The organism is Neobacillus sp. K501, from assembly GCF_053749995.1.
Genome location: NZ_JBSLYA010000005.1, coordinates 71,253 through 94,223 on the forward strand (window position 1 = coordinate 71,253; position 22,971 = coordinate 94,223).

Genomic DNA, 22,971 nt, shown 5'->3' on the forward strand with positions numbered 1-22,971 from the left:
ATATATTTCAGTAGGTATTTTAGCATACAAATTAGACACCGACTAATAATTATTAGTCAACGAAAAATTGTTGTGCTAAAACTACTGCTAATTTGAAGAGGAAATGTCTTTAAATCAACATTTATGGGCAAAAAAAGAGACCAAATTGCTATGCGAATTGGTCTTCTAATTATTATGCTAATTATATTGTTTCTCCCCTTCAACGGAACCCGTTAGAGCTAATTCTCTCGTTTTTTTATTTTAATTTCAAAAAATTTTAATGAAAGGTAAGCTAATTTCTTGTTTTATAGATTAATATAATATATGAAATAAAGTTTATTTTGGAGGGGAAAGAATGGGCGAAGCAAATGTAGTGAAAACAATATGCGGTTATTGTGGTACAGGGTGTGGACTAGTCCTTGAGGTCCAAAATAATCGAATCATGAAAATACGCGGGGATAAGGATGCCCCTGTTAATAAGGGACAAACCTGTGTAAAAGGTGCTTTTGCATATGAATATGTACATTCTAACAAAAGATTAACAACTCCATTAATAAAAAAGGCCGGAAAATTAGTAGAAACCACTTGGGATGTAGCTTATCAATTTATTGCTGATCAATTATCCAATATAAAGAATACTTGGGGACCTAATGCCATTTCGATGTTTGCCTGCGCAAGAACGACAAACGAATCGAACTTCATTACGCAAAAATTCATGAGGGCTGTCATCGGGAGTAATAATATCGATGGATGTAACCGAACCTGACACGCCCCAAGCGTTGCCGGTCTGGCAACTGTTTTTGGAAACGGTTTCCCTACTAATACACTGGAAGACTTTGATAGAGCGGAAGTATTGCTCCTCATGGGGTCCAATATAACTGAGGCACATCCAATCATTGCAAATCGGATAAAGAAGGCAATTAAATCAGGACTTAAGGTTATTGTCATTGACCCGAGAAAAATTGATATGGTTAAGTTTGCGCATCGACACCTCCAAATCAATGTTGGTACTGATATTGCGCTAATTAATGCTTTCCTTCGGATCATTATAAAAGAAAACCTATATAACCAAGAATTTATTCAGAAATTTACAATTGATTTTGAATCGTTAAAAGAAAAGGTGGAACGATTTACTCCTGAATATGCCTCAAAAATAACGGGATTAAAAGAAGAAGATATCTTCGCAACGGCAAGAGAATATGCCGATGCTAGCGGAGCAATGATTGCCTACACACTGGGAATTACGGAACATCACTGTGGTGTTAATAATGTCTTTGATATTGCCAATCTGGCTTTACTAACAGGGAATATTGGCAAGCAAGGAGCGGGAATTATGCCGCTTAGAGGTCAGAACAATGTCCAAGGTGCTGGTGATATGGGCTGCCTTCCTAACCAATTAGCAGGGGCAATGAGTTTGACAAATGATGAATTTAGAGAGAGGTATGAAAAAGAATGGAATGTTACCTTGAATCCTCATGCAGGTGATACCCAAACGAGAACCTTTGACAGGCTGGAAGCAGGTGAATTGAAGGCTCTTTATGTAATAGGTGAAAATCCGTTGCTTGCTGATGTTCATATGAATCATACGAAAAAGCTAATGGAAAAATTAGATTTGCTAGTGGTCCAAGATATTTTCCTCACAGAAACAGCACAAATGGCCGATGTCGTGCTTCCTGCTAGTTCTTGGGGAGAGGTGGATGGGACTTATACAAATACTGACCGAAGAATTCAACGGGTTCGAAAAGCAGTTGAACCAGAGCCTAATGTGAAAGAGGACTGGGTAATCCTTTGTGAACTTTCTACATTGATGGGTTATCCAATGAACTATTCTAACAGTGAGGAAATTTGGGATGAGGTAAGAAGAGTTGCTTGGGAGATGTATGGAGGCATTTCCTATGCAAGGCTTGAAAAAGAATATAGTATCCATTACCCATGTCCAAATGAGAACCATCCTGGTACATTCGTGCTGCACGAGCAGTTCCATCATGAAGATAATGATGGAAGAAAGGCTCCATTTGTTCCGGTAGATTTTACTCCACCGTTGGAGCTTCCTGATGAAAAGTACCCTTTTACACTCACGACTGGTAGACGGTATGAATCATATAATACTCACACCCAAACACGATATTATGCTCAAGGAGTAAAAGTGAAACAGACAGAAGAAACCCTGGATATCCACCCAGATGATGCATTAGCACTTGGGATTAAGGATGGCGACATGGTTCATGTTCGCTCACGAAGGGGAGAGCTTAACGTAAAAGCAAAATTAACCGAGCAAGTTGTTCCTGGACTTGTGTTTATGAGCTTTCATTGGAGTGAAACACCGACAAATGTTTTGACTTTAAATGAGTATGATCCTATATCCGGTACGGCTGAGTATAAGGCGTGTGCGGTAGCGATAACTCGAATATGATTTTTTAGGCAGGGATTACAACCCTTGCCTTTTTGTTTCGTTTCTAAATTGTAAGTAAACTAGAAATGTTATTGTAATATAATTAATTTAGATGTAAACCAATCTTCATCTCCCTGTTCTTTGATTTGAGCTTATCCATGTTAAGATGGACAAAGTTAGCGACGAAAGAACACAGGAGGTATTAATATGAATAAATTAAAAATATTCATGGCAGTTGCTGCACTCTCTGTCACTGTAAGTGCTAATGCATTAGCAAAAGAGGTTAGTGAAAATAGAGATTCACTAGGGAAAGAATCATCCACCAAAAAGATAGCAGTAGAAACTAAATTAGATAAAGAGACAGAAGTGGTACAGAAAGTAGAAGTTTCAGCTGAACCGGAAGTAAAACATTATACGGTCGAGCCAGGGGATACTTTATCAGATATAGCAGTTGATCACCAAGTTTCAGTGGAAAAGATTAAAGAGGAGAACAGCCTCAGTTCAGATGTTATTCAACCAGGTTTGGAGATTGAAATAAGCGAGGTAGCAGATTCTGCAGAAGCTGGAGAGTTATCCAATAAAACAGAAGTTCAAGAAGCAGAAAATCATACAGAATATGCTGCAATCGAAACAACGGAAACACCTCAACCTGACACAGAATCCACACAAGTAGAAGAGGAAAGCAAGGAACTTACCGTAACAGCAACTGCATACACGGCTACATGTGAGGGATGTTCAGGTATAACAGCGACTGGTGTTAATATTTTGGAAAATCCTGATCAAAAGGTGATTGCGGTTGATCCTTCGGTTATTCCATTAGGCAGTAAAGTCTATGTTGAAGGTTATGGTTACGCGACAGCTGCTGATACAGGCGGTGCTATTAAAGGAAACAAAATCGATGTATTCATCCCTGAACAGCAAGACGCTTTAAATTGGGGTAAAAAACAAGTAGAAGTCAAAATCATAAACTAAACTGCCGACAGTTGGGCAGTTTTTTTTATAGCTGTGTAAAAAATCAATGTTGAATAGATAGATGCAAAGCAAATTTGGCAGGACAATAAAAAACAAGCCGGAGGTTACCCGGCTTGTTTTACTGTTTGAGTTGCAACGGTTGTTTTTCTTTGATAGAAATACCAGTTTAATGCAAATGCGATGACGTAGAAGCCAATGAAGAAATAGAATGCTGTAACATAACTGCCTGTAGTATTAACAGACCAGCCGAAAAGCTTTGGAATTAAGAATGAACCATAAGCTGCAAATGCTGCAGTAAAACCAATTACAGGTGCTGCTTCTTTCGGAATGAAAATATTCGGAATCATTTGGAACGTAGATCCAGATCCAATCCCTGCTGCCAAGAATAAAACCAAGAATGCCATTAAGAATCCAGCAAACTGATTTAAATTTAAGAAGTAAACAACACCTAGTGCGCCAATGGTCATGACAACAAATACATAAGCTGTTACTCTTGCACCGCCTAGTTTATCGGCAAGCCAACCACCAACAGGTCTTGCTGCAGCAGCGACTAATGCTCCTAAGAAGGCAAGTGAAATATGTTCTGGAAATTGAGCTTTTAATAAAAGCGGAAATGCTGCTGAATAACCAATGAATGAACCGAAAGTTGCAATATATAAAACAGTCATAATCCAAGTATGTTTACGTTTTACGATGACAAATTGAGCTGATACAGATTGCTTTGCTCCTGGAACATTATCCATTTTGAACATAGCAAGTAGTGTCATGATAATAATTGGAATAACCCAGATAAACGCTGCATTTTGTAACCAAACCTCTTGACCATTAGCTAAAACTTGACCTTTTCCAGCAAAAGCAAAAGCTCCAGTTGTAATAATTAATGGTGTTACGAATTGAACAACAGATACACCCATATTTCCTAAACCACCGTTAATACCAAGTGCTGTACCTTTTTCTTTTTGTGGGAAGAAAAAGCTGATATTAGCAGATGAAGATGAAAAGTTTCCGCCGCCAAGACCACAAAGTGCTGCAAGTATTAGCATAGTAGTGTAAGAAGTGTCAGGATTTTGAACAGCAATACCAATACCGATTGCCGGAATCGCTAAAACGGCTGTGGAAATAACTGTCCAGTTTTTACCGCCGATGGTCCCGACAGCAAAGGTATAAACAAAGCGAAGGGTCGCACCCACAAGACCTGGGATTGCAGCTAAAGTAAATAATTGTTCATTGGTAAAGCTGAAGCCAATATCGTTAAGGCGAACTGCTACCACTGACCAAATTTGCCAAACGATAAAAGCAAGCATTAATGATGGTACAGAGATCCATAAATTTCGTTGTGCATGTTTTTTACCTTCTGTTTTCCAGAACGTCTCATCCTCAGGTTTCCAATAATTAATTCGTGCCATTTTAATCTCTCCCTATTTCCTGTTTATTTTAATCTTTTTTCAAAGTTGTTGTTGTTTATGTTGTTACTATAAATCAGATGTTAACATGATTTTTGTGACGTTCGTCACAAAAATAGTGAAGGAACTGTGAACTCAGGCTGAAAGTCAAAAAGTTGTAATATTTTGCACTAAGACATCTGTTTTTGCAAAAAAAAATAGACCTTCTGATGAGAAAGTCTAAGAATCATTTTTTTGATGAATCTTCAAGTATTTCGTTAAACATGCCAATGTAGTTTTTCGTTTCTCCAAGATCATCCTTAATGGCCGTTATGGATAACCATTCTTTGTATATTTCTCCACTTTTCCGTTTATTCCAAATGAAGCCTTCCCAATGGCCTTTTGTAAGTAAACTGTTCCACATATCTTTGTAAAATTCATTGTTATGTTCCCCAGATTGAAGAACACTTGGAGTTTTTCCAATCACTTCTTCAGGTGTGTAACCTGTAATTCTCGTGAAAGCAGGATTAACACTTTGAATGATTCCATTAGAATCCGTGACGGTAATTCCATCTGAGGCATATTTAACAATTTTCGCTGATATTTCTAACTTTTCCTGATAGAAGAGCCATACAACTAATATTAAGCTTGCCAGAGAAAATTCAGATAATGACATAAAACCGATTGCGTAATGTCCAGTCCAATTAAATAGAATGGTTAATATGATAGGAGGGAAGAATCCACCCAGACCACCCATTGCTGCGACAATACCGTTCACAATACCAGCTTGTTTTGAAAAGTACAACGGAACTAATTTAAAGATGGCACCATTCCCAATCCCTGCACAAAAAGCAACTAATAGGCAGCCGAATGAATAAATTGGTAATGAGGGTGTAAACGACAAAAGAAAACCGGCGAAAGTAAGTCCTGTGAATACGCCGATTAAGATAAGAAACGGATTGATTTTGTCACCGAGCCATCCGCCGATTGGACGGATAATAGTTGCGATTGCAATGAAACCAGCGGTACGGAAGCCTGCGTCAACTTTATCTAATTGAAAATGATTCACTAAAAAGGATGGCAAATATATCGTGAATGCAACAAACGAACCAAATGTAATGAAATAAAATAAACTTAAAAACCACAGTTTCGGATTCTTATATACTGCTTTGAATTGTTCTTTAAATAGAACCTTCGTTTTTTGTTCCTGCCGATCACCTAAGACAAAGTTTAAGAGTGCAAAAATGATAATGACTATTAGGAATATCTGAATAGCGGTTCTCCAGCCAAATGCATCGGCTAAAACAGGTGCAGAAAATGAAGTAATCGCTGTACCAATATTTCCTGCTCCATAAATTCCATTTATAAACCCATGCTTTTCTTTTGGATAGTATTTTGGAAGGGACGTAACACCGATTGAAAACACTGCACCGCCAACACCAAGGAAAAATCCTCCCAAAACCAGCATGAATAAAGAATTGGCATAACCAATAATCGCAATTGGAATGAGGAGAATGATAAAACTTATCGTAAATAGTATTCTAGCACCGTATCGATTCGTCCAAAATCCAATTGGAACACGCAAGAGTGATCCAAGGATGACAGGTATGGCTGTAGCCCAAGCGATTTCAGTTGATGATAGCTTAATATCGGTTTGAATATATGGCATAAGTGACGAAATAAGTACCCAGACCATAAAACCAGCTACCAGGCTGGCTGTTTGAACAAATAATTGTCTTGTTCCTTGATTCATCCAAATCCCCCTTGATTACCTTTAATTGTAGTATCTCCTAATGGCAGGATAAAAAAGACATTTTTATCTTGCTACTTTCTATTGGTAAATTTTCCTTCAAATAGTATAAATGAATTATCTTCTTTAGACAGTGAGTTTTGCCACAAATCTGTAATAAATTCGAAAAAATTTAAGTGGAAGGTATGGTTAGCGGCCTGCACACCTTAAATACCTTCTTTTGCATCCTTTTTCTACAAAAAAATATCAACCTTATTTATACTGGTATTAAAGGATAGGTGAGTTAAAATGACTTTTCAGGAAAAAAATTATTTTAAAGACCAATTGGAATTAATGACAACACTTTCGAATCAATTTTTGTTAAGGGCCCATCAAAATGATGTGGAAGGGAGCTTTCCCTATGAAAATATCCAAGAATTAAAAGATAGCGGATATACATCCTTAACCGTTCCTGAAAAATATGGAGGACAGGAAATCTCTTTATATGAAATGCTCCGCTTTCAAGAAATAATTGCTGAGGGTGATGGTTCAACCGCTTTGTCAATTGGTTGGCATATGGGGATCATTAAAAATTTGGCAGAAAAACAGACATGGAAAGAGCCCATTTTTGAAATGATTTGTAATGATGTACAAAAGGGCTCGTTAATCAATAGTGCAGCGACTGAGCCAGGAACTGGAAGCCCAACACGTGGAGGAAAACCTGAAACTAAGGCAGTAAAAAAAGGGGATGGTTGGGTAATTACTGGAAGAAAAACATTCACAACCATGGCACCAGTCCTTGACTTTTTTATTGTGAGTGCAAGCATAGATAATTCGGATGAAGTCGGTAACTTTCTAATTCCGAAGACCGCTACTGGCATTATGATTGAAGAGACATGGGACAGTATTGCATTACGAGGTACAGGAAGTCATGATCTAATTCTTCATAATGTAAGTATTCCTGACGAATACTTTGTCGAGAAGCTTGGGACGGAGGGGAAAAAACCGAATGGCTGGCTGCTCCATATTCCTGCTTGTTATTTAGGAATTGCTAAAGCGGCAAAGAGGTATGCAGTACAGTTTGCATTAAAATACTCACCCAACAGTCTAAACGGCCCCATTATTGAATTAGCGGGAGTGAGACAAAAAATTGGTGAAATCGAATTAAAGATTTTACAATCCGAGGCAATTTTATATTCAGCTGCTAAGCAATGGGATCAAGCAGATGAGATAGAGAGGGCAAAGATGGGGCCAATTTTGGGAGCAGCCAAATTAACGGTAACCAATGAAGCAATTTCGGTCGTCGACATTGCCATGAGAATTGTGGGGGCAAAAAGCCTATCTGCCAAAAATCCCCTCCAACGTTATTACCGTGATGTGCGGGCGGGACTGCATAACCCGCCAATGGACGATATGACCATTCAACTCCTTGCAAATTCTGCGATTCAACCATATAAAGTTTAATTATGCAATTTATAGAACGCTAAAACCCACCTTTAAGTAAAAAGTGGGTTTTAGCGTTTACTCTTCGACAAGTTCATCAATTTCAACAATAGTTCTTTCTTCAAGCGGACCTCGCAAGTGAACAGTCGCCGTTCTACCATCCTCATTTAATTGATCAATCCACACCGAAGCGCCGTTATATTTTACCTCAATATCAGCAGAAGATGATAAAATTTGTTTTACTCGGTTTTCCTTCATTCGTTTCACTCCCATAAAAATTGTCGTTATATTGTTTACCATGGCTTTTGTTTTCATTCCGTGTCATTTCAATTTAATTTTGTAACCGCTCTCTTCTATATATAGATGAAAAAGTATGTAACCCTTACTGATCTTTTCTTTATTTACAGATTGTGCATGATCAAAGTTTATATGTGTCGATGTGTACCCCATTAATCGTTCCAGGCTCATCAATGACTTCAAGGGATTTAATATAATTATTAAACTCAGCATGTAGTTCTTTAGGTGCACCTGGTTTTAAATGCCAATTCCCTGGTTCATCAACAAAATAAGCACTATTCATAAATTCAGGTCTTTTTCGTGGCATCCAATTATCCTCTTTTCATAAGTTTTTACTTAGCTTTCACAATGATAATTATTACTATTCAAAAAATCTTATTGACACACACTTCTAAAATTAAAGGTTGTCTTATATCTTTAAAGAATAAGACTAATATCATATTGCACACTAGAATGCAGGGGGTTATGATTACTTACAAATCATTCCCCATCCAAAAGTCTGTAATAAATGTAAGAGGAAATTAATGAAACTTATTTAGGGTTGATTCGTCTTATATTAAGGAGTCCCTAATTTATTCAGAGAAATTGACGGCAAAAATCTAATTAACCAAAGGTTTAAAGTGATTAAAACCTTCGTAATTTTGGGGAAAATTGACGAACGAATCCATGATTAAAGAGAGAATTATTGATTTTGTTTTTAGATGAAATATGATATATTAATTGAGGTTCGTTTACCGTAGTCGTTGGTAAGTGAGGGGAGAATTATAAAATGAAAAAGCTTAGATTTCCAAATATACAAAATAGCGGACATATTGCCTTTTTTGCGATTGCTGTTGTTTTATTTTGGATCAAAACTTATGCAGCCTATCAAATTGAATTTAGCTTGGGAATCGATAATACTTTACAGAAGTTTTTATTATTCATTAACCCATTAAGCTCAGCACTTTTCTTTTTCGGATTTGCTTTATTGTTTAAAAAACGCGTGAAACTTGTGATGATTGTCACTAATTTCATTTTGTCCTTTTTGTTATATGCCAATATTGCCTATTATCGATTTTTTAGTGATTTCATCACGGTTCCAGTTCTTATGTCAACTAAAACAAATGCGGGACAACTTGGTGACAGTGCCCTATCGTTAATGTCGCCATTTGATTTTTTATATTTTACGGACTTTTTTGTCTTAATAGTCCTTGCATTGACCGTATTTAAAAAGGTAACCGTAGAGAGTAGAAAATCATTTAAGGTTGTTTTATTGTTTTCGATTACGGTCTTTTTATTTAACCTTGGGTTGGCTGAAAAGGATCGTCCGCAGTTATTAAGCCGTTCCTTTGATCGCAATTATTTGGTGAAATATTTAGGAGCATATAATTTTACCATTTATGATGTTATTCAAAACATCAAATCTTCAGGACAGCGTGCACTTGCGGATAGCAGTGATATAACGGAAGTAGAGAACTATCGGAAAGCAACTTTTTCACCAGCGAACCCTGAGTACTTTGGGAAAGCAAAGGGGATGAACGTTGTTTATATTGCAATGGAATCACTCCAAAGCTTTATCATTGATTATAAGATGCCGGATGGGCAGGAGGTCACTCCGTTTTTAAATTCTTTGGTTCAAAATGAGGAAGCTTTCTATTTCGATAATTTCTTCCACCAAACTGGTCAGGGAAAAACATCGGATGCTGAATTTTTAATGGAAAACGGTCTTTATCCAATGGCTCAAGGTGCTGTCTTCGTGAATAAAGCGCAAAATACCTATCAGGCATTGCCTGCGATACTCAAAGGGCAAGGTTATTATTCAGCTTCCTTCCATGGTAACTATAAAACGTTTTGGAATCGCAACGTTATGTATAAAGCTTTAGGGTATGATCAATTCTTTGATGCAGAATATTACAATATGAGCGAAGAAGATACAAAGAACTATGGCTTAAAGGATAAGCCATTCTTTACTGAGTCAATGCCATTATTAAAAAGCCTGCCACAGCCTTTCTATACAAAGTTCCTAACGCTCTCAAACCATTTCCCGTTTGAAATGGATCCTGAGGATACCGATTTCCCTGCGGGTGATACAGGAAATAAAGTGGTTGACCAATATTTTCAGTCCGCTCGCTATATGGATGAGGCAATTGAACAATTCTTCAATGACTTAAAGGCTGAAGGTTTATACGAGAATACCATCGTTGTCATGTATGGTGACCATTATGGAATATCTGAAAACCATAATGAAGCAATGGCAAAGGTGCTTGGGGTTGAAGAAGTGACTCCGGCAATAAGCGCAGGGTTGCAGCGTGTTCCATTGTTCATTCACGTACCTGGAGTTAAAGGAAGCGTCCAGCATCAATATGGTGGCCAAGTTGACGTTCGTTCAACAGTACTTCATTTATTAGGTATTGATACAAAAGATTACATGGAATTTGGTTCGGATTTACTTTCTCCTACTCATCGTAACTGGGCTTTATTTAGAAATGGTGACTTTGTCACTCCTGAAGTAATTCAAGTAAAAGGTAAATGTTACAATACTGATACAGGTGAATTGGTAGAAAAAATAGATATTTGTAAAGAGATTGCTGATAAAGTCAACACTGAGCTTAAAATGTCAGATGAAATCGTTTATAAAGATCTATTAAGATTCTATCAACCAGAAGGATATACACCGATTAATCCACGTGATTATGAATATATTGGACCAAAGGTAAAGAAGGAATCAAAAGACTCGAAAGAAACCGATGAAACGAAAGAAACAGAAGATTCAACTGAAACAGATGAATTAACTGAAACAACTGAAGGTTAATTCGTTAAATGAGGGAAGATCAAAGCTTCCCTTTTTTTTTATGTCTGATTTTTTTACATAAATATAGAATTGGATACATGTTTATAATATAATGGTTGATAAAAAATACATGGGCAGGAGGAGTTTGAATGAGAGACGTTAAGTTAATTCAAATCTTTGAACATCATATTGCACAAAAATACTTGAATCGATCGGGACTTGCCCATGCGATCGCCGTTGCTTATCATGCTTTTCATTTAGGAAAAGATCACCAATTGGACGTGGATATTGCCGCTAAAGCCGGGTTATTACATGATATGGGCCACTACACCTGGTATAAAAATGGCAAATGGGATTATGATTTATACAAGCAAAATGACATTCATCCCATTAAAGGAGCTGAAAGAGCCCATAAGTTATTAATACGACTTGGAGAAAATCCGATTAGAGCAAAAACCATTGCCTTAGCCATTCTCTTTCATACTGATTCCTTTTTACCTTCAAATGATATTGTCAGAACACCACTTCAGCAAGTCGTAAAATGGGCGGATGAGAAGGATGAAGAAGAAGGGGGGATGCATCATTATCGCAAAATCGAATACGACCGAGCAAGACAAAGCATCCAACGTTTAGACGAATGGATTGATAAGGAAATAGCCTATTAAACATAGATAATAAACAAGCTGTGCTTTGAGTGCACAGCTTGTTTCGATAAAATCATTTGCCTTAAACTCGATGAAACCCTTCCTCTTTCAAAAACTCTTCTGCTTCTTCATATGTATCGAATGTTGCATCAAGATTTAATCCAAAGTATATATTCCAGGTATCATTTTCATTGATGAGGATTAGATGATCCTTATCTTCATTTACCCAGCGTTCTTCCTGTTGATTATCAATAATGGCTAATTCAGCTGCAGATTTTTCAATCGGTGACAAGGATTGGATGGATTCTTCAATCAACTTTTTTAATTCTTCAGCTGAAAAATCACGAATATTGACCATTCCTTTTTCGTCTGTATCATAGTTTTCCAGATAACCGGCATAAACAAAACCATTCCCATTAGGATGTAAATGATAAATGATATTTTTCTTGTCAGATATGCTGTGTGGCAGCTGGAAGTTTAAACGACCAAGGGATACGTTTTTTCGTTCTAACTCTGTAAATTTCTCGATGATTGCCAGTTTTTCATTAAATGTAAGCATCTTTTCCTCCAACTATTTCATAATAATATTATCATACCGATTTTTAGGCTAAAGATACAGTATTATCTCTGAAGAAAATAAGCGCCATTGCTGGCGCTTACAGGAGGTAATCGTAGAGGTTCAATCGTGACTAATAACCGCCACCATAAAATGCAGTTCCTACAATAATTAAAAGGATAAACAATACAACAATTAACGCAAAACTATTGTTGTTGCCGCCGCTGTAGCCCATATTCTTCCCACCTCCTCCATAATACTAATTCAATGTATGTTAAAGCATGTCCTAGAGATTGGACGATTTACATGATTAATACCGAATACTATAAAAAGGGCTGTAAATAAAAAAGGGAAAGACCTGGTCATTATGAAATGACTGATCTTTCCCTTGGATTAAGAGGCAGATTTATAATTGGTTGAAGGTGGTGATTGTTGCCCCGTATTTTTTAAGCCGATAATAAAGCGGATCGTGAAAATAATCGCTGATATGACAATAAATATCCCACAAAGGGCACCCACCTGGTCAGTTCCGGTCCATTCAGGCAAATGTTCAGCCCATCTGCGCGGTGCGCTAATTTTTCCGGCATAGAGGAAAGATCCAACTAAGCCGGTGAAGAAGACAAAATAGGTGAATATCGCAAAATTATCATAGCTATTTTGTTTTTGAGTTCCTTCTGTTTTATTAAAATAATACATAAAGCCAAAAATCATCGCAATTACGCCTATACCCATATAGGTATGGAAGTGACCTGGTACCCATTTTGTATTATGCATAATATGGTTTACAACAATGGTCGCATCAATAATCGCTGGTACGGCTCCGGCAACCCAGCCCAACATCGATAAGAACATCATGCTTGAAGCAAAGTCCCATTTAATAGCGGAACGGAAAACAATCATTAATGCACCATAGGCAGTAACAACCATAACAGGAAGGCCATTGGCATATGAAAATACCTGACCGATAATGAGCATCCATCTTGGCACAGCAAAATCCATCAGAAGATGATGGGTATAAATCATTAAAGTAAAGAGAGTGGAACAGTTCCAGGCTATTAAAAAGACTTTATTTGATTTCCATGGACGTCCCGTATATTCAGATAGAATTTCGTAAACAGCGATAACAGCCATATAGATTGTACAGTTTGCAAAGATATGTCCAAAGGCATAGGTAAGATGTTTGGCCAGCATAGGATCAATGGTTATTACTGGATTCAGGATATTTAAGATCGAGGCCACCAATACAAATGCTCCTGCCAGAACGCCTGTAGAATTTGCAATAATCACCATCGTGGTTGCGACTGAAGCTGGTGCAGGTCCATATCCTTTTTTACCTCTAAAAATATAATCCCAGCCAAGGGACTTACCTAATCCACCGTATTCTTTGATCAATCTTGCTGCTAAATAAAAGTACATCACTAAATAACCAACACCAACCAATAAAAGCCCGTTTAAAAATAAAAGTGCACCTATTTTACCATAAATATTGGCTGAGTAAGCAGGGAGCGGATATAGAAATGTCCAGCCATCAGAGAATTTAAAGCCAAAAATGGCGATTAGTATCATGCTAACACCAATTAACGACAAAATTAAATTGGCGAAAAACACCTTTGGGTTTAATTGGATATGCTTCGATAAAAAGTACCACATGAGTGCGCTTCCACCTAACGCCGCAATACCGATCATTCCAGTTCCATGAATGGTCATGATCTGATAGAATAGCTGAGGTGAAATTTGAATCACATTCCCTTGATTCAATAACATGATGACACCGAAAATCATCATTAATACAAGTATGACAGAGGTGACCATTAAGGATAAAGCAACGCCTCTGTTTGATAGGCTGCGTGCTTTATTAATCATGGTTCATTCCTCCTTTTGGCAACACCGTAATATCTTTAATCATGACATGATGACCGACACTGCAATATTCTAAGCATAAAATTTTATAAGTACCAGGTTTATCAAAAGTGATCGTCACTGTATTGGTATACTCGGGCATCGCCTGTGTTTGTGCAATTAACTGCAACTTTTCGTCATAAATGCCAAATCCATGAGTCACGTCTTTACTTGTGACACGGAATTGAACTTCTTCTCCAACCGTAAATTCTTCGTCGCTTAATTCCCAAGCAAATTGAAGTCCTACAACATCAACAATTTTATTGTGTTCCTCAGCTTGTGCGTGCTGGTTGTGATAAGGAAGCTTGCTAAGAGAAAGTGCTGTTGCAAATCCCATAATGGCCAAGAGGCCAAGAAAATATAATTTTCGAATCTTGTAGCCTTTTTCTTGAATAGGTCCATAGTCTTTTAATTTTCTCGATTCCCCATATACAAAGGAAAATGCCAAAGTAAGTAGGAATACGAGAAATAATGTAGTGTACCAGGCAATAGATTGGTACATATATATCCCCCCTAGTTTTGTTAATTAAATAGGAAGTCCCCCAACCCCCAATTTAATTCCACCTTCCATTTTAATCCTCTCTTTGTGAAAAAATAGTGAATTTTATCATACCCTGTTTGAATTTGTGCAAGAATAATTTCTAGTAAATTATTTTTCATTTGACCCCCAATCAACATCAACAGCGTACGAATTCTGTAGTAAATAAACAATGGAGGTTAGATTATGGGACTTGTAATCGTTGATATTGATAAACTACTAGAATCTACTGCAGATCTAACATCTGAGAAGAATGGAAATAAATTGAAACAGGTTGAGATTGATCAATTGCTTGAGAGAACTCGTGATTGGTAATTTACATATAAAGATATATTTCGTCATATAAAGACCTTCGCTAAATAATAGGAAGGTTTTTTTGTATAACTTTCCTATCAGGCATGTGTGCAATTACGCCTCTGTCTTCACCTAACGGCTCGCCAATCGGCGAGTTTTCTTTTTGTTAAAAAATTTGTCGCTTTAAAGCAAAAAAATATTTTTTTGTAATTCTATTGACCTAAAGGTGAAAAAATACTAGAATAATTTTTAAAATATAATAAATTTTTGGAAAATTAAAAATGGAACAGAGGGGGATTATCATAATGAAAAAGAAGGTGAAAGGGCTATCAATAGCATTGGCTGGGCTGCTGATGCTTGCTGGCTGTGGCAGTAGTGAAACGTCTGGAGGCGGGGAAAAAGAAGGGGGAGAAAAAGTATTCAAAATTGGGATTACCCAGTTTGCGGAACACCCTTCATTAGATGCTGCAACCGAGGGGTTTAAAAAAGCGTTAGAGGATAAAGGTATTAAGTTTGAAGCAGATGAACAAAATGCCCAAGCAGATATGAACAATACGAAAACAATTGCCGATAATTTTGTCGGAGATAAAGTAGATTTGATTTTCGCTAATGCGACACCTAGTGCAACGGCTGCATTAAATGCGACAAAAGATATTCCGATTATTTTTACATCCGTTACAGACCCAGTAGGAGCAGAATTAGTCAAAGCATTTGACGAACCGGGAGAAAATATTACCGGAACAACCGATAACCATCCCGAAGGAACAGCCAAAACAATTAATTTTATCACCGATGAAGTGAAAGCAAAGAATATTGGTGTGATCTATAATTCAGGTGAACAGAATTCTGTAGTTCAAGTGGACGAAGTAAAAGAATTAGCAGAGAAGAAAGGTGCAAAGCTTGTAGAGGTTTCCGTTTCAACCACTGCAGAAGTAAAGCAGGCTGCTGAGTCATTAGTTGGCCGTGTCGACGCGATTTATATTCCAACTGATAACACAGTTGTATCTGCTCTTGAATCGGTCATTTCAGTTGCTAACAGCAAAAAAATCCCGCTTTTCGTTGGAGAGCTTGATTCAATGAAAAAAGGTGCTGTCGCTGCCAGTGGCTTTGACTATTTTGATCTTGGATATCAATCTGGGGTAATGGCGGCTGAAATTTTAAGCGGAAATAAAAAGCCTTCTGAAATTCCAGTTGAATTGCCAAAGAGCTTAGCTCTAGTTATTAATAAAAAAGCCGCCGAAGCACAAGGATTAACGGTGAAAGACGAATGGAAAGACCTTGGTGAATTTTACGAGGAATAGATATAAGTAATAGTGGGAGTCGGCTTGTTTTAGTTGACTCCTTGATTCGTACATACACTATGCTCTTATATGAGATATAGGACTAAAAAGAAGGGACGATCTCTATGTTTACAGCCATATTTGGATCATTTGAAGCAGGTATCATCTATGCGATTATGGCACTGGGTGTCTATCTTTCCTTTCGCATTCTCGATTTCCCCGATTTAACGGTGGATGGAAGCTTCGTAACAGGTGCTGCTATTTCGGCAGTAATGATTGTGAATGGAACCAATCCTTTTATTGCTACCATCATGGCACTGTTTGCTGGTTTCGCTGCAGGATGTGTGACAGGGCTACTTCACACTTTTGGAAAGATTAATAATTTACTTTCTGGTATTTTAATGATGATTGCTCTTTATTCTATTAATCTTAGAATCATGGAGAGATCGAATGTTCCTTTATTGAATACCGATACGGCATTTACAAAAATCAGTACATTCTTTGAGGACCTCGGCATCGATTCCTTTTGCAATAATATTTTAACCATGTTAGGTCTTGGTGACAGCCTCCCTGATACTTGGGGAATTTTATTCTTTATGTTGATCGTTACTCTTGTCATTAAACTACTGACAGATTTGTTTTTACAAACCGAAATTGGTCTTGCGATTCGAGCAACGGGTGATAACAAGCGGATGATTCGAAGCTTGTCGGCTAATACAAATCTTTTAACGATTCTAGGTCTTGGTATATCCAATGCCTTGGTTGCCTTTTCTGGAGCCCTGATTGCCCAGCAGGGTGGGTTTGCGGATGTTGGTATGGGAATCGGGATGATTGTCATTGGCTTAGCATCTGTCATTATTGGTGAAGCACTGTTTGGGACGAAATCCATTGCAAGAGCAACTCTTGCGGTTATTGGTGGCTCGATCATTTACCGAATAGTCGTAACGTTAGCATTAAGGGTCGATTTCCTTGACCCAGGGGATATGAAGCTGATTACGGCATTGATCGTTATTATTGCCTTAACAATGCCGAAAATCATCGATCATTATAAAGAGAAAAAGCGAAAAGCCAAAAGAAGGCTCGAGAAGCTGAATGTACTCCAAACTTCTGGCAGAGGAAAGGAGGATACTCATGCTGCAATTAAATCAGATTCATAAAATTTTTAATGAAGGAACCCCTGATGAAAAAATAGCAATCGATCATGTGAATTTGTCATTGAAACCAGGGGATTTTGTAACGGTTATCGGAAGTAATGGCGCTGGAAAATCGACGTTAATGAATATGATTTCTGGTGTTTTGTTTCCGGATATTGGTGACGTTTATATTGATGGAAAAAATGTAACCAATATGTCTGAGTTTAAGCGCTCGAAAATGATTGGTCGCGTTTTTCAGGATCCAATGGCAGGAACAGCTCCAAGCATGACGATTGAAGATAATTTAGCAATGGCTTATTCACGAAATAAATCTAGAACCTTAGGAAAAGGAGTAACGAAAAAAAGACGTGACTACTTTCGGGAGGTTCTGGAATCATTACACCTTGGCCTAGAGAACCGACTAAGTGCTAAGGTAGGTCTGTTGTCAGGAGGCGAAAGACAAGCGCTTTCGTTGTTAATGGCAACTTTCACAGAGCCTGCTATTTTGCTTCTCGATGAACATACAGCTGCATTGGATCCATCCAGAGCGGAATTGATTACCAACCTAACACGTGAAATCGTGGCAAAATATAATCTTACTACGCTTATGGTTACTCATAATATGCAGCAAGCAATTGATCTTGGAAATCGATTAATTATGATGGATAAAGGTCAAATCATCCTGGAAGTTGACGAGCAAAATAAGAAAAACCTTACTATCGAAGGTCTGTTAGACGAATTCAAAAGAATCCGCGGCGTTCAAATGGCCAGTGACCGAGCAATTTTATCCTAAACAAAAGAAACAGTCTTCTATAGGCTGTTTCTTTTTTAATATAATATATCTTCATTACCTAAAAGCGTTATAGCTTTAATGGCTACTCTTGAACGAACAGGCAAGTATCACTTAATATATATTCTGAATATTAATAATTAATTGATAATAGGAGGAATATGTATGAAAGAAAAGAGAATGAAGGCAGAAGAACTTGTTAATGATTTTTTCCCGGTAAGGGATGTTGATTATATCGAAATTTATACAGGGAATGCCAAGCAGGCCTGTCACTTTTTTTCCACTGCATTTGGATTTAAACCAGTTGCCTATTCCGGCCTTGAAACCGGGAATCGTGAAAGCGTTTCCTATGTGCTCCAACAAAGAAATATCAGGCTTGTACTAACAGGTTCTTATAAGGAGGACACTCGTGTATCCCAATTCGTTAAACAGCATGGCGATGGCGTTAAAGATGTTGCCCTCCTGGTCGATGACGTTGAAAAGGCTTATCAAGCAGCCGTGGAGCGGGGAGCGATTGCTCATATTCCGCCATTTGAACTAAAAGATGAAAAGGGAATGATTAAAAAAGCCGTTCTCGGTACATATGGAGATACGATCCATACGTTGGTTGAACGGAAGAACTATCAGGGTGCTTTTATGCCGGGCTATGAGCCTTATTCAGCCTCAAAACCAATTGATGACACAGGTTTAATTGGCATTGATCATGTAGTCGGAAACGTAGAGCGTATGGAGGAATGGGTGGAGTATTACTCAAAGGTAATGGGATTTGTAGAGATGAAGCACTTCACAGATAAAGATATTACTACGGAGTATTCTGCCCTGATGTCTAAGGTCATGCATAATGGAGGACGGATTAAGTTCCCGATTAATGAGCCTGCTGAAGGAAAGCGGAAATCGCAGATCCAGGAATATTTAGAATTCTATAATGGTCCTGGTGTCCAGCATCTTGCGATTCTAACCGAAGATATTGTCTCGACTGTTGCAGCCTTGAAGAAAAATGGGGTTGAGTTTTTAAATACACCAAGCACGTATTATGAAGATCTAAGTAAGCGAGTCGGAAAAATTGATGAGGAAATTGAAAAGCTGCGTGAACTAAATATTTTGGTTGATCGGGATGACGAAGGCTACTTGCTGCAAATCTTCACGAAACCAATTGTTGATCGTCCTACCCTGTTCGTTGAAATTATCCAGCGTAAAGGAGCCCGAGGGTTTGGTGAAGGAAACTTTAAAGCCTTATTTGAGTCGATTGAAAGAGAACAAGAAAAACGAGGAAATCTCTAAATACCGTGTCAAAAGGGAGAGGCGACTCTCCCTTTTTAAAAGAAAGTGAGGTGTGTTTTTGTGGAAATTACACCAGAATCCCTTGGATGGCGAGATGCCTACAAGCTGCTGATTGGATCGATTCTTCCTCGTCCGATTGCCTTCGTGTCTACAATGGATATCAATGGTGTCGCCAATGCAGCCCCATTTAGTTTTTTTACAGCTATTTGTGCCGAGCCTATGTTAATATGCTTTTCACCGATGAGAAGAGGATCGGATGGTGCTAAAAAAGATACATTAGTAAACATCGAAAATACGAAGCAATTTGTGATTAATGTCGTTAGTGAGGAAATGGCAAAGCAAATCAATGATTCAGCAGCCGAATATGGTCCTGAAGTGGATGAGATTGAACAAGTAGGGCTAACGAAAGAACCAAGTGTGAAGGTTAAGGTGCCACGCATTAAGGAATCACTTGTCCATTTAGAATGTGAACTCTATCAAATCTTGGATTTTGGCGATCATCCCGGCTCAGGCAGTCTAGTAATCGGGAAGGTCGTGAATGTTCAAGTTGCAGACCAGCTTTTATCTAATTGGAGAATCGATACGACTTTGCTCCAGCCAATTGGAAGAATGGCAGGAAATAGTTATACCAATCCTCTTGGAAAAATCTTTGAGATGATAAGGCCAGAAATTAGGTGAAGAGATGAGATTTGTAACATTTGAGAAGAAGGATGGAACCGTTCGTGCTGGTGTAATGTTGGGTGCGAATTATGTGGTTGACATGGATGAAGCTTCGCATGGTCAGCTTCCTGAAAAAATGCTGGATTACATTGGGAAGTGTACGGAATATCAGAAACAAGCTGCCCAATTACTAACCCTTACAAAAGAGGATCATGGTGTTTATCATTTGAACGATATTTATTTAAGAGCTCCGTTACCTGAACCAAGAAGCTTTCGTGATTTCTATGCGTTCGAACAGCATGTGAAAACGGCTAGGGAGAACAGGGGACTGGAAATGATCCCAGAATGGTACGAAATTCCTGTGTTTTATTTTTCCAATCACCTGGCTATTAAGGGAACTGGACAGGACATCGTTAGGCCTGCAAAATGCAAGTGGCTTGATTATGAACTGGAGATGGCGTGTGTAATTGGAAAGCAGGGTCGAAATATCCGGGCTGAGGAGGCAGAGGATTATATTTTTGGTTATTGCATTTTAAATGATTGGAGTGCCCGAGATCTACAACGAAAGGAAATGAAAGTGGGATTAGGGCCAGCGAAGGGAAAGGATTTTGCAACATCGATTGGACCGTGGATCGTTACACGAGATGAATTGGAACCACGGAAAGCAGGGAAAGGCTTTAATCTCGTCATGAGAGCTATGGTAAATGGGATCCAGCTCTCTGAAGGGAATATGAAGGACATTTTTTATTCGTTCGCAGAGATGATTGAAAAGGCCTCTGCAGGTGTTACCCTGTATCCAGGTGAAATCATCGGTTCAGGAACAGTTGGGACTGGATGTATTCTTGAACTCGGTACGAAGGTTCATCGCTGGCTTCAACCTGGAGATAGGGTTGAACTTGAAATTGATCAACTTGGAGTTTTAAAGAATTCGATTGTCGAGGATGAGGTGGAATAATGTTTTACCGTCAGATGGGGGAAATACCTCACAAGCGTCATACGATATTCAAAAAAGAGGATGGCAGTCTGTTCCGGGAGCAGGTAATGGGAACTCGAGGCTTTTCGGGAACACAATCGATTCTATATCATCATTATATGCCTACGGAAGTGGTGAAATCAGAGTTGGTGGGCAGTTATTTGCCAGAATTTGAAGAGCAGCAATCCTTGAAGCATCGTCATTTTATAACGAGTAAAGGAGTCAAAAACGGAGATGGGCTTCAGGCACGAGAATATATTTTAGGTAATCAGGATTTATTCATTGGCACTGCACATGTTACCGAGCCGATGAAGAGCTATTATCGTAATGGTGATGGAGATGAAATGCTGTTTATTCATTATGGTACAGGTAAATTGGAAACCATGTTTGGAACGCTTACTTATCGTCCTGGGGATTACCTCTTAATACCTATAGGGACGATTTATCGAATAATTCCAAATGAAAATGAAGTAACGAAAATGCTGTTTATTGAATCCTTCAGTCAAATTACAACGCCAAGACGTTATCGAAATGAATACGGGCAGTTATTGGAGCATAGCCCGTTTTGTGAGCGGGATATTCGAGGTCCGGAAGTGCTCGAAACGTTTGATCAAAAAGGTGAGTATGAAGTTTTAACAAAATCGAGGGGAGCGATCCATTCTCATATAGTAGGTCATCATCCGTTAGATGTTATTGGCTGGGATGGGTATTTATATCCCTGGGCCTTTAATGTTGAGGACTTTGAACCGATTACGGGTCGAATCCATCAGCCGCCTCCTGTTCATCAAACCTTTGAGGGTAATAATTTTGTCGTGTGTTCATTTGTACCGCGATTATTTGATTACCATCCGGAGGCAATTCCTGCCCCTTATTATCATAGTAATGTGAATAGCGACGAGCTCCTTTATTATGTGAAGGGTAATTTTATGAGTCGTAAAGGGGTCCAGCTTGAATCCATCACGCTTCATCCTAGCGGCATCCCGCATGGTCCTCATCCAGGAAAAACAGAAGCAAGTATAGGGAAAAAAGAAACACTTGAACTAGCGGTTATGATCGATACCTTCCATCCTCTTAAGATAGTAAAATCCGTTGCTGCAATTGAAGACCCCGCATATATGTATTCTTGGGTTGAAAAGAAGGAATAGAGAAGATAGGGAACGATAATTATAAGAATCGTTCCCTTTTTACTGTTAATCAGGATTATTTTATCGTTAAATTGATATATTATGAATTGTATACATTACAAATAGTGGTAGTATAGTAAATAAAGTTGGAGGTGGAATCGTGAATTTAGAACCTATTTTATCTCGATTAAAAAGTCATACACCCTCTATTTTGGGCAGCAAGGAATATTCAAAATATGCCGTCATGGTTCCGCTCATTCAAAAAGAAGATGGGATACATGTTTTATTTGAAGTTCGGTCTCTTAAGATGAGAAGACAACCTGGAGAAATTTGTTTTCCTGGTGGAAAAATAGATGCACAGGATATAGATGAGAAAAGTGCGGCGGTTCGGGAAACGGTTGAAGAATTAGGAATTGAAAGAGAAGATATTTCGGGCGTATTCCCATTAGATTTTATGATTTCTCCATTTGGAATGATGATTTATCCATATGTGGGTCTCATAGAAAGCCCAGAAAAAATCCAACCAAATCCGAATGAAGTGGGTGAAATCTTTACCGTTCCTATTTCTTATTTTCTCGAAAATGATCCGGAGATTTATCATGTCCATTTCAAGGTAGAGCCGGAGGAAAACTTCCCGTTTGATTTAATCATTGGCGGTGAAAACTACAATTGGCGGACAAGAGCGGTGGATGAGTATTTTTATATTTATGAAGAAAAAGCTATATGGGGTTTGACCGCAAGGATCCTTGCTCATTTTATAGAAGTTCTACGTTAGAAGCACAGTGAAATTTATTTTTACTGTGCTTTTTATTTAAAAATAAATAGCAAACTTAAC

General features: G+C 38.1%; 22 protein-coding genes. 14 read left to right on the forward strand and 8 right to left on the reverse strand.

Translation table 11 applies throughout. From position 1 onward, the window contains the following. The first annotated feature begins 334 nt into the window (after positions 1–334). A complete protein-coding gene (fdhF, locus tag ACWM35_RS13115) occupies positions 335–2,392 on the forward strand; it encodes a formate dehydrogenase subunit alpha (RefSeq protein WP_454819109.1) in 2,058 nt (685 codons plus the stop codon). Positions 2,393–2,578: 186 nt separating this feature from the next. Beyond that, positions 2,579–3,343, forward strand: coding sequence for a 3D domain-containing protein (locus ACWM35_RS13120; RefSeq protein ID WP_454819111.1), 765 nt, complete (start codon positions 2,579–2,581; stop codon positions 3,341–3,343). Positions 3,344–3,447: 104 nt separating this feature from the next. On the opposite strand, the gene ACWM35_RS13125 is transcribed toward ACWM35_RS13120, so the two are convergent. Then, on the reverse strand, positions 3,448–4,749 hold the full coding sequence (locus tag ACWM35_RS13125) for a NarK family nitrate/nitrite MFS transporter (RefSeq protein ID WP_454819113.1): 1,302 nt from the start codon (positions 4,747–4,749) through the stop codon (positions 3,448–3,450). 223 nt (positions 4,750–4,972) lie between these two features. Next, positions 4,973–6,478 carry a nitrate/nitrite transporter gene (locus ACWM35_RS13130; protein WP_454819115.1) on the reverse strand — a complete coding sequence of 502 codons (1,506 nt, stop codon included), beginning with the start codon at positions 6,476–6,478 and terminating at the stop codon, positions 4,973–4,975. A gap of 285 nt (positions 6,479–6,763) precedes the next feature. On the opposite strand from ACWM35_RS13130, the gene ACWM35_RS13135 reads away from it, so the two are divergent. Next, a complete protein-coding gene (locus ACWM35_RS13135) occupies positions 6,764–7,918 on the forward strand; it encodes an acyl-CoA dehydrogenase family protein (protein WP_454819117.1) in 1,155 nt (384 codons plus the stop codon). A 57-nt stretch (positions 7,919–7,975) separates the two neighbouring features. Here ACWM35_RS13135 and ACWM35_RS13140 read toward each other — a convergent pair whose 3' ends face one another. Continuing rightward, on the reverse strand, positions 7,976–8,155 hold the full coding sequence (locus tag ACWM35_RS13140) for a small, acid-soluble spore protein, H family (protein WP_454819119.1): 180 nt from the start codon (positions 8,153–8,155) through the stop codon (positions 7,976–7,978). Between the two features lie 160 nt (positions 8,156–8,315). Next, the gene (locus ACWM35_RS13145) at positions 8,316–8,501 is read right to left on the reverse strand and encodes a hypothetical protein (protein ID WP_454819121.1); all 186 of its coding nucleotides are present in this window, start codon (positions 8,499–8,501) and stop codon (positions 8,316–8,318) included. A 462-nt stretch (positions 8,502–8,963) separates the two neighbouring features. Here ACWM35_RS13145 and ACWM35_RS13150 point away from each other — a divergent pair, with 462 nt between their 5' ends. Both ACWM35_RS13150 and ACWM35_RS13155 read left to right on the forward strand, forming a co-directional pair. Further along, positions 8,964–10,985 carry an LTA synthase family protein gene (locus tag ACWM35_RS13150; protein WP_454819123.1) on the forward strand — a complete coding sequence of 674 codons (2,022 nt, stop codon included), beginning with the start codon at positions 8,964–8,966 and terminating at the stop codon, positions 10,983–10,985. 128 nt (positions 10,986–11,113) lie between these two features. Next, on the forward strand, positions 11,114–11,629 hold the full coding sequence (locus tag ACWM35_RS13155; protein ID WP_454819125.1) for an HD domain-containing protein: 516 nt from the start codon (positions 11,114–11,116) through the stop codon (positions 11,627–11,629). 61 nt (positions 11,630–11,690) lie between these two features. Here the strand turns inward: ACWM35_RS13155 and ACWM35_RS13160 are convergent, their stop codons facing one another. From ACWM35_RS13160 to ACWM35_RS13175, 4 genes are all read right to left on the reverse strand, one after another. Beyond that, positions 11,691–12,167, reverse strand: a complete 477-nt coding sequence (locus ACWM35_RS13160; RefSeq protein WP_454819127.1) for a hypothetical protein — start codon at positions 12,165–12,167, stop codon at positions 11,691–11,693. A gap of 130 nt (positions 12,168–12,297) precedes the next feature. Beyond that, positions 12,298–12,399, reverse strand: coding sequence for a YjcZ family sporulation protein (locus tag ACWM35_RS13165; RefSeq protein ID WP_454819129.1), 102 nt, complete (start codon positions 12,397–12,399; stop codon positions 12,298–12,300). Between the two features lie 158 nt (positions 12,400–12,557). After that, positions 12,558–14,027, reverse strand: a complete 1,470-nt coding sequence (locus ACWM35_RS13170; protein ID WP_454819131.1) for a cbb3-type cytochrome c oxidase subunit I — start codon at positions 14,025–14,027, stop codon at positions 12,558–12,560. Next, positions 14,020–14,565, reverse strand: a complete 546-nt coding sequence (locus ACWM35_RS13175; RefSeq protein WP_454819133.1) for a cytochrome c oxidase subunit II — start codon at positions 14,563–14,565, stop codon at positions 14,020–14,022. The genes ACWM35_RS13170 and ACWM35_RS13175 overlap by 8 nt, the downstream gene beginning before the upstream one ends. A gap of 222 nt (positions 14,566–14,787) precedes the next feature. On the opposite strand from ACWM35_RS13175, the gene ACWM35_RS13180 reads away from it, so the two are divergent. The 9 genes from ACWM35_RS13180 (at position 14,788) to ACWM35_RS13220 (ending at position 22,911) form a co-directional block, all read left to right on the forward strand. Next, positions 14,788–14,916, forward strand: coding sequence for a hypothetical protein (locus tag ACWM35_RS13180; RefSeq protein ID WP_454819134.1), 129 nt, complete (start codon positions 14,788–14,790; stop codon positions 14,914–14,916). 284 nt (positions 14,917–15,200) lie between these two features. Continuing rightward, the gene (locus ACWM35_RS13185; RefSeq protein ID WP_454819136.1) at positions 15,201–16,196 is read left to right on the forward strand and encodes an ABC transporter substrate binding protein; all 996 of its coding nucleotides are present in this window, start codon (positions 15,201–15,203) and stop codon (positions 16,194–16,196) included. Between the two features lie 104 nt (positions 16,197–16,300). Next, positions 16,301–17,332 (forward strand): ABC transporter permease, encoded by a 1,032-nt coding sequence (locus tag ACWM35_RS13190; protein WP_454819137.1) that lies wholly within the window; start codon positions 16,301–16,303, stop codon positions 17,330–17,332. Continuing rightward, entirely contained in the window at positions 17,307–18,101 is a 795-nt protein-coding gene (locus ACWM35_RS13195; RefSeq protein WP_454819138.1) for an ABC transporter ATP-binding protein, read from the forward strand. Before ACWM35_RS13190 ends, ACWM35_RS13195 begins: the two co-directional genes overlap by 26 nt. Before the next feature lie 162 nt (positions 18,102–18,263). Then, positions 18,264–19,379, forward strand: a complete 1,116-nt coding sequence (gene hppD / locus ACWM35_RS13200) for a 4-hydroxyphenylpyruvate dioxygenase (RefSeq protein WP_454819140.1) — start codon at positions 18,264–18,266, stop codon at positions 19,377–19,379. A gap of 60 nt (positions 19,380–19,439) precedes the next feature. Next, the gene (locus tag ACWM35_RS13205) at positions 19,440–20,057 is read left to right on the forward strand and encodes a flavin reductase family protein (RefSeq protein WP_454819142.1); all 618 of its coding nucleotides are present in this window, start codon (positions 19,440–19,442) and stop codon (positions 20,055–20,057) included. A gap of 4 nt (positions 20,058–20,061) precedes the next feature. Continuing rightward, positions 20,062–20,994, forward strand: a complete 933-nt coding sequence (locus ACWM35_RS13210) for a fumarylacetoacetate hydrolase family protein (RefSeq protein ID WP_454819144.1) — start codon at positions 20,062–20,064, stop codon at positions 20,992–20,994. Further along, positions 20,994–22,157 carry a homogentisate 1,2-dioxygenase gene (locus ACWM35_RS13215; RefSeq protein ID WP_454819145.1) on the forward strand — a complete coding sequence of 388 codons (1,164 nt, stop codon included), beginning with the start codon at positions 20,994–20,996 and terminating at the stop codon, positions 22,155–22,157. The genes ACWM35_RS13210 and ACWM35_RS13215 overlap by 1 nt, the downstream gene beginning before the upstream one ends. Before the next feature lie 139 nt (positions 22,158–22,296). After that, positions 22,297–22,911 (forward strand): NUDIX hydrolase, encoded by a 615-nt coding sequence (locus tag ACWM35_RS13220; protein ID WP_454819147.1) that lies wholly within the window; start codon positions 22,297–22,299, stop codon positions 22,909–22,911. Positions 22,912–22,971 lie beyond the last annotated feature (60 nt).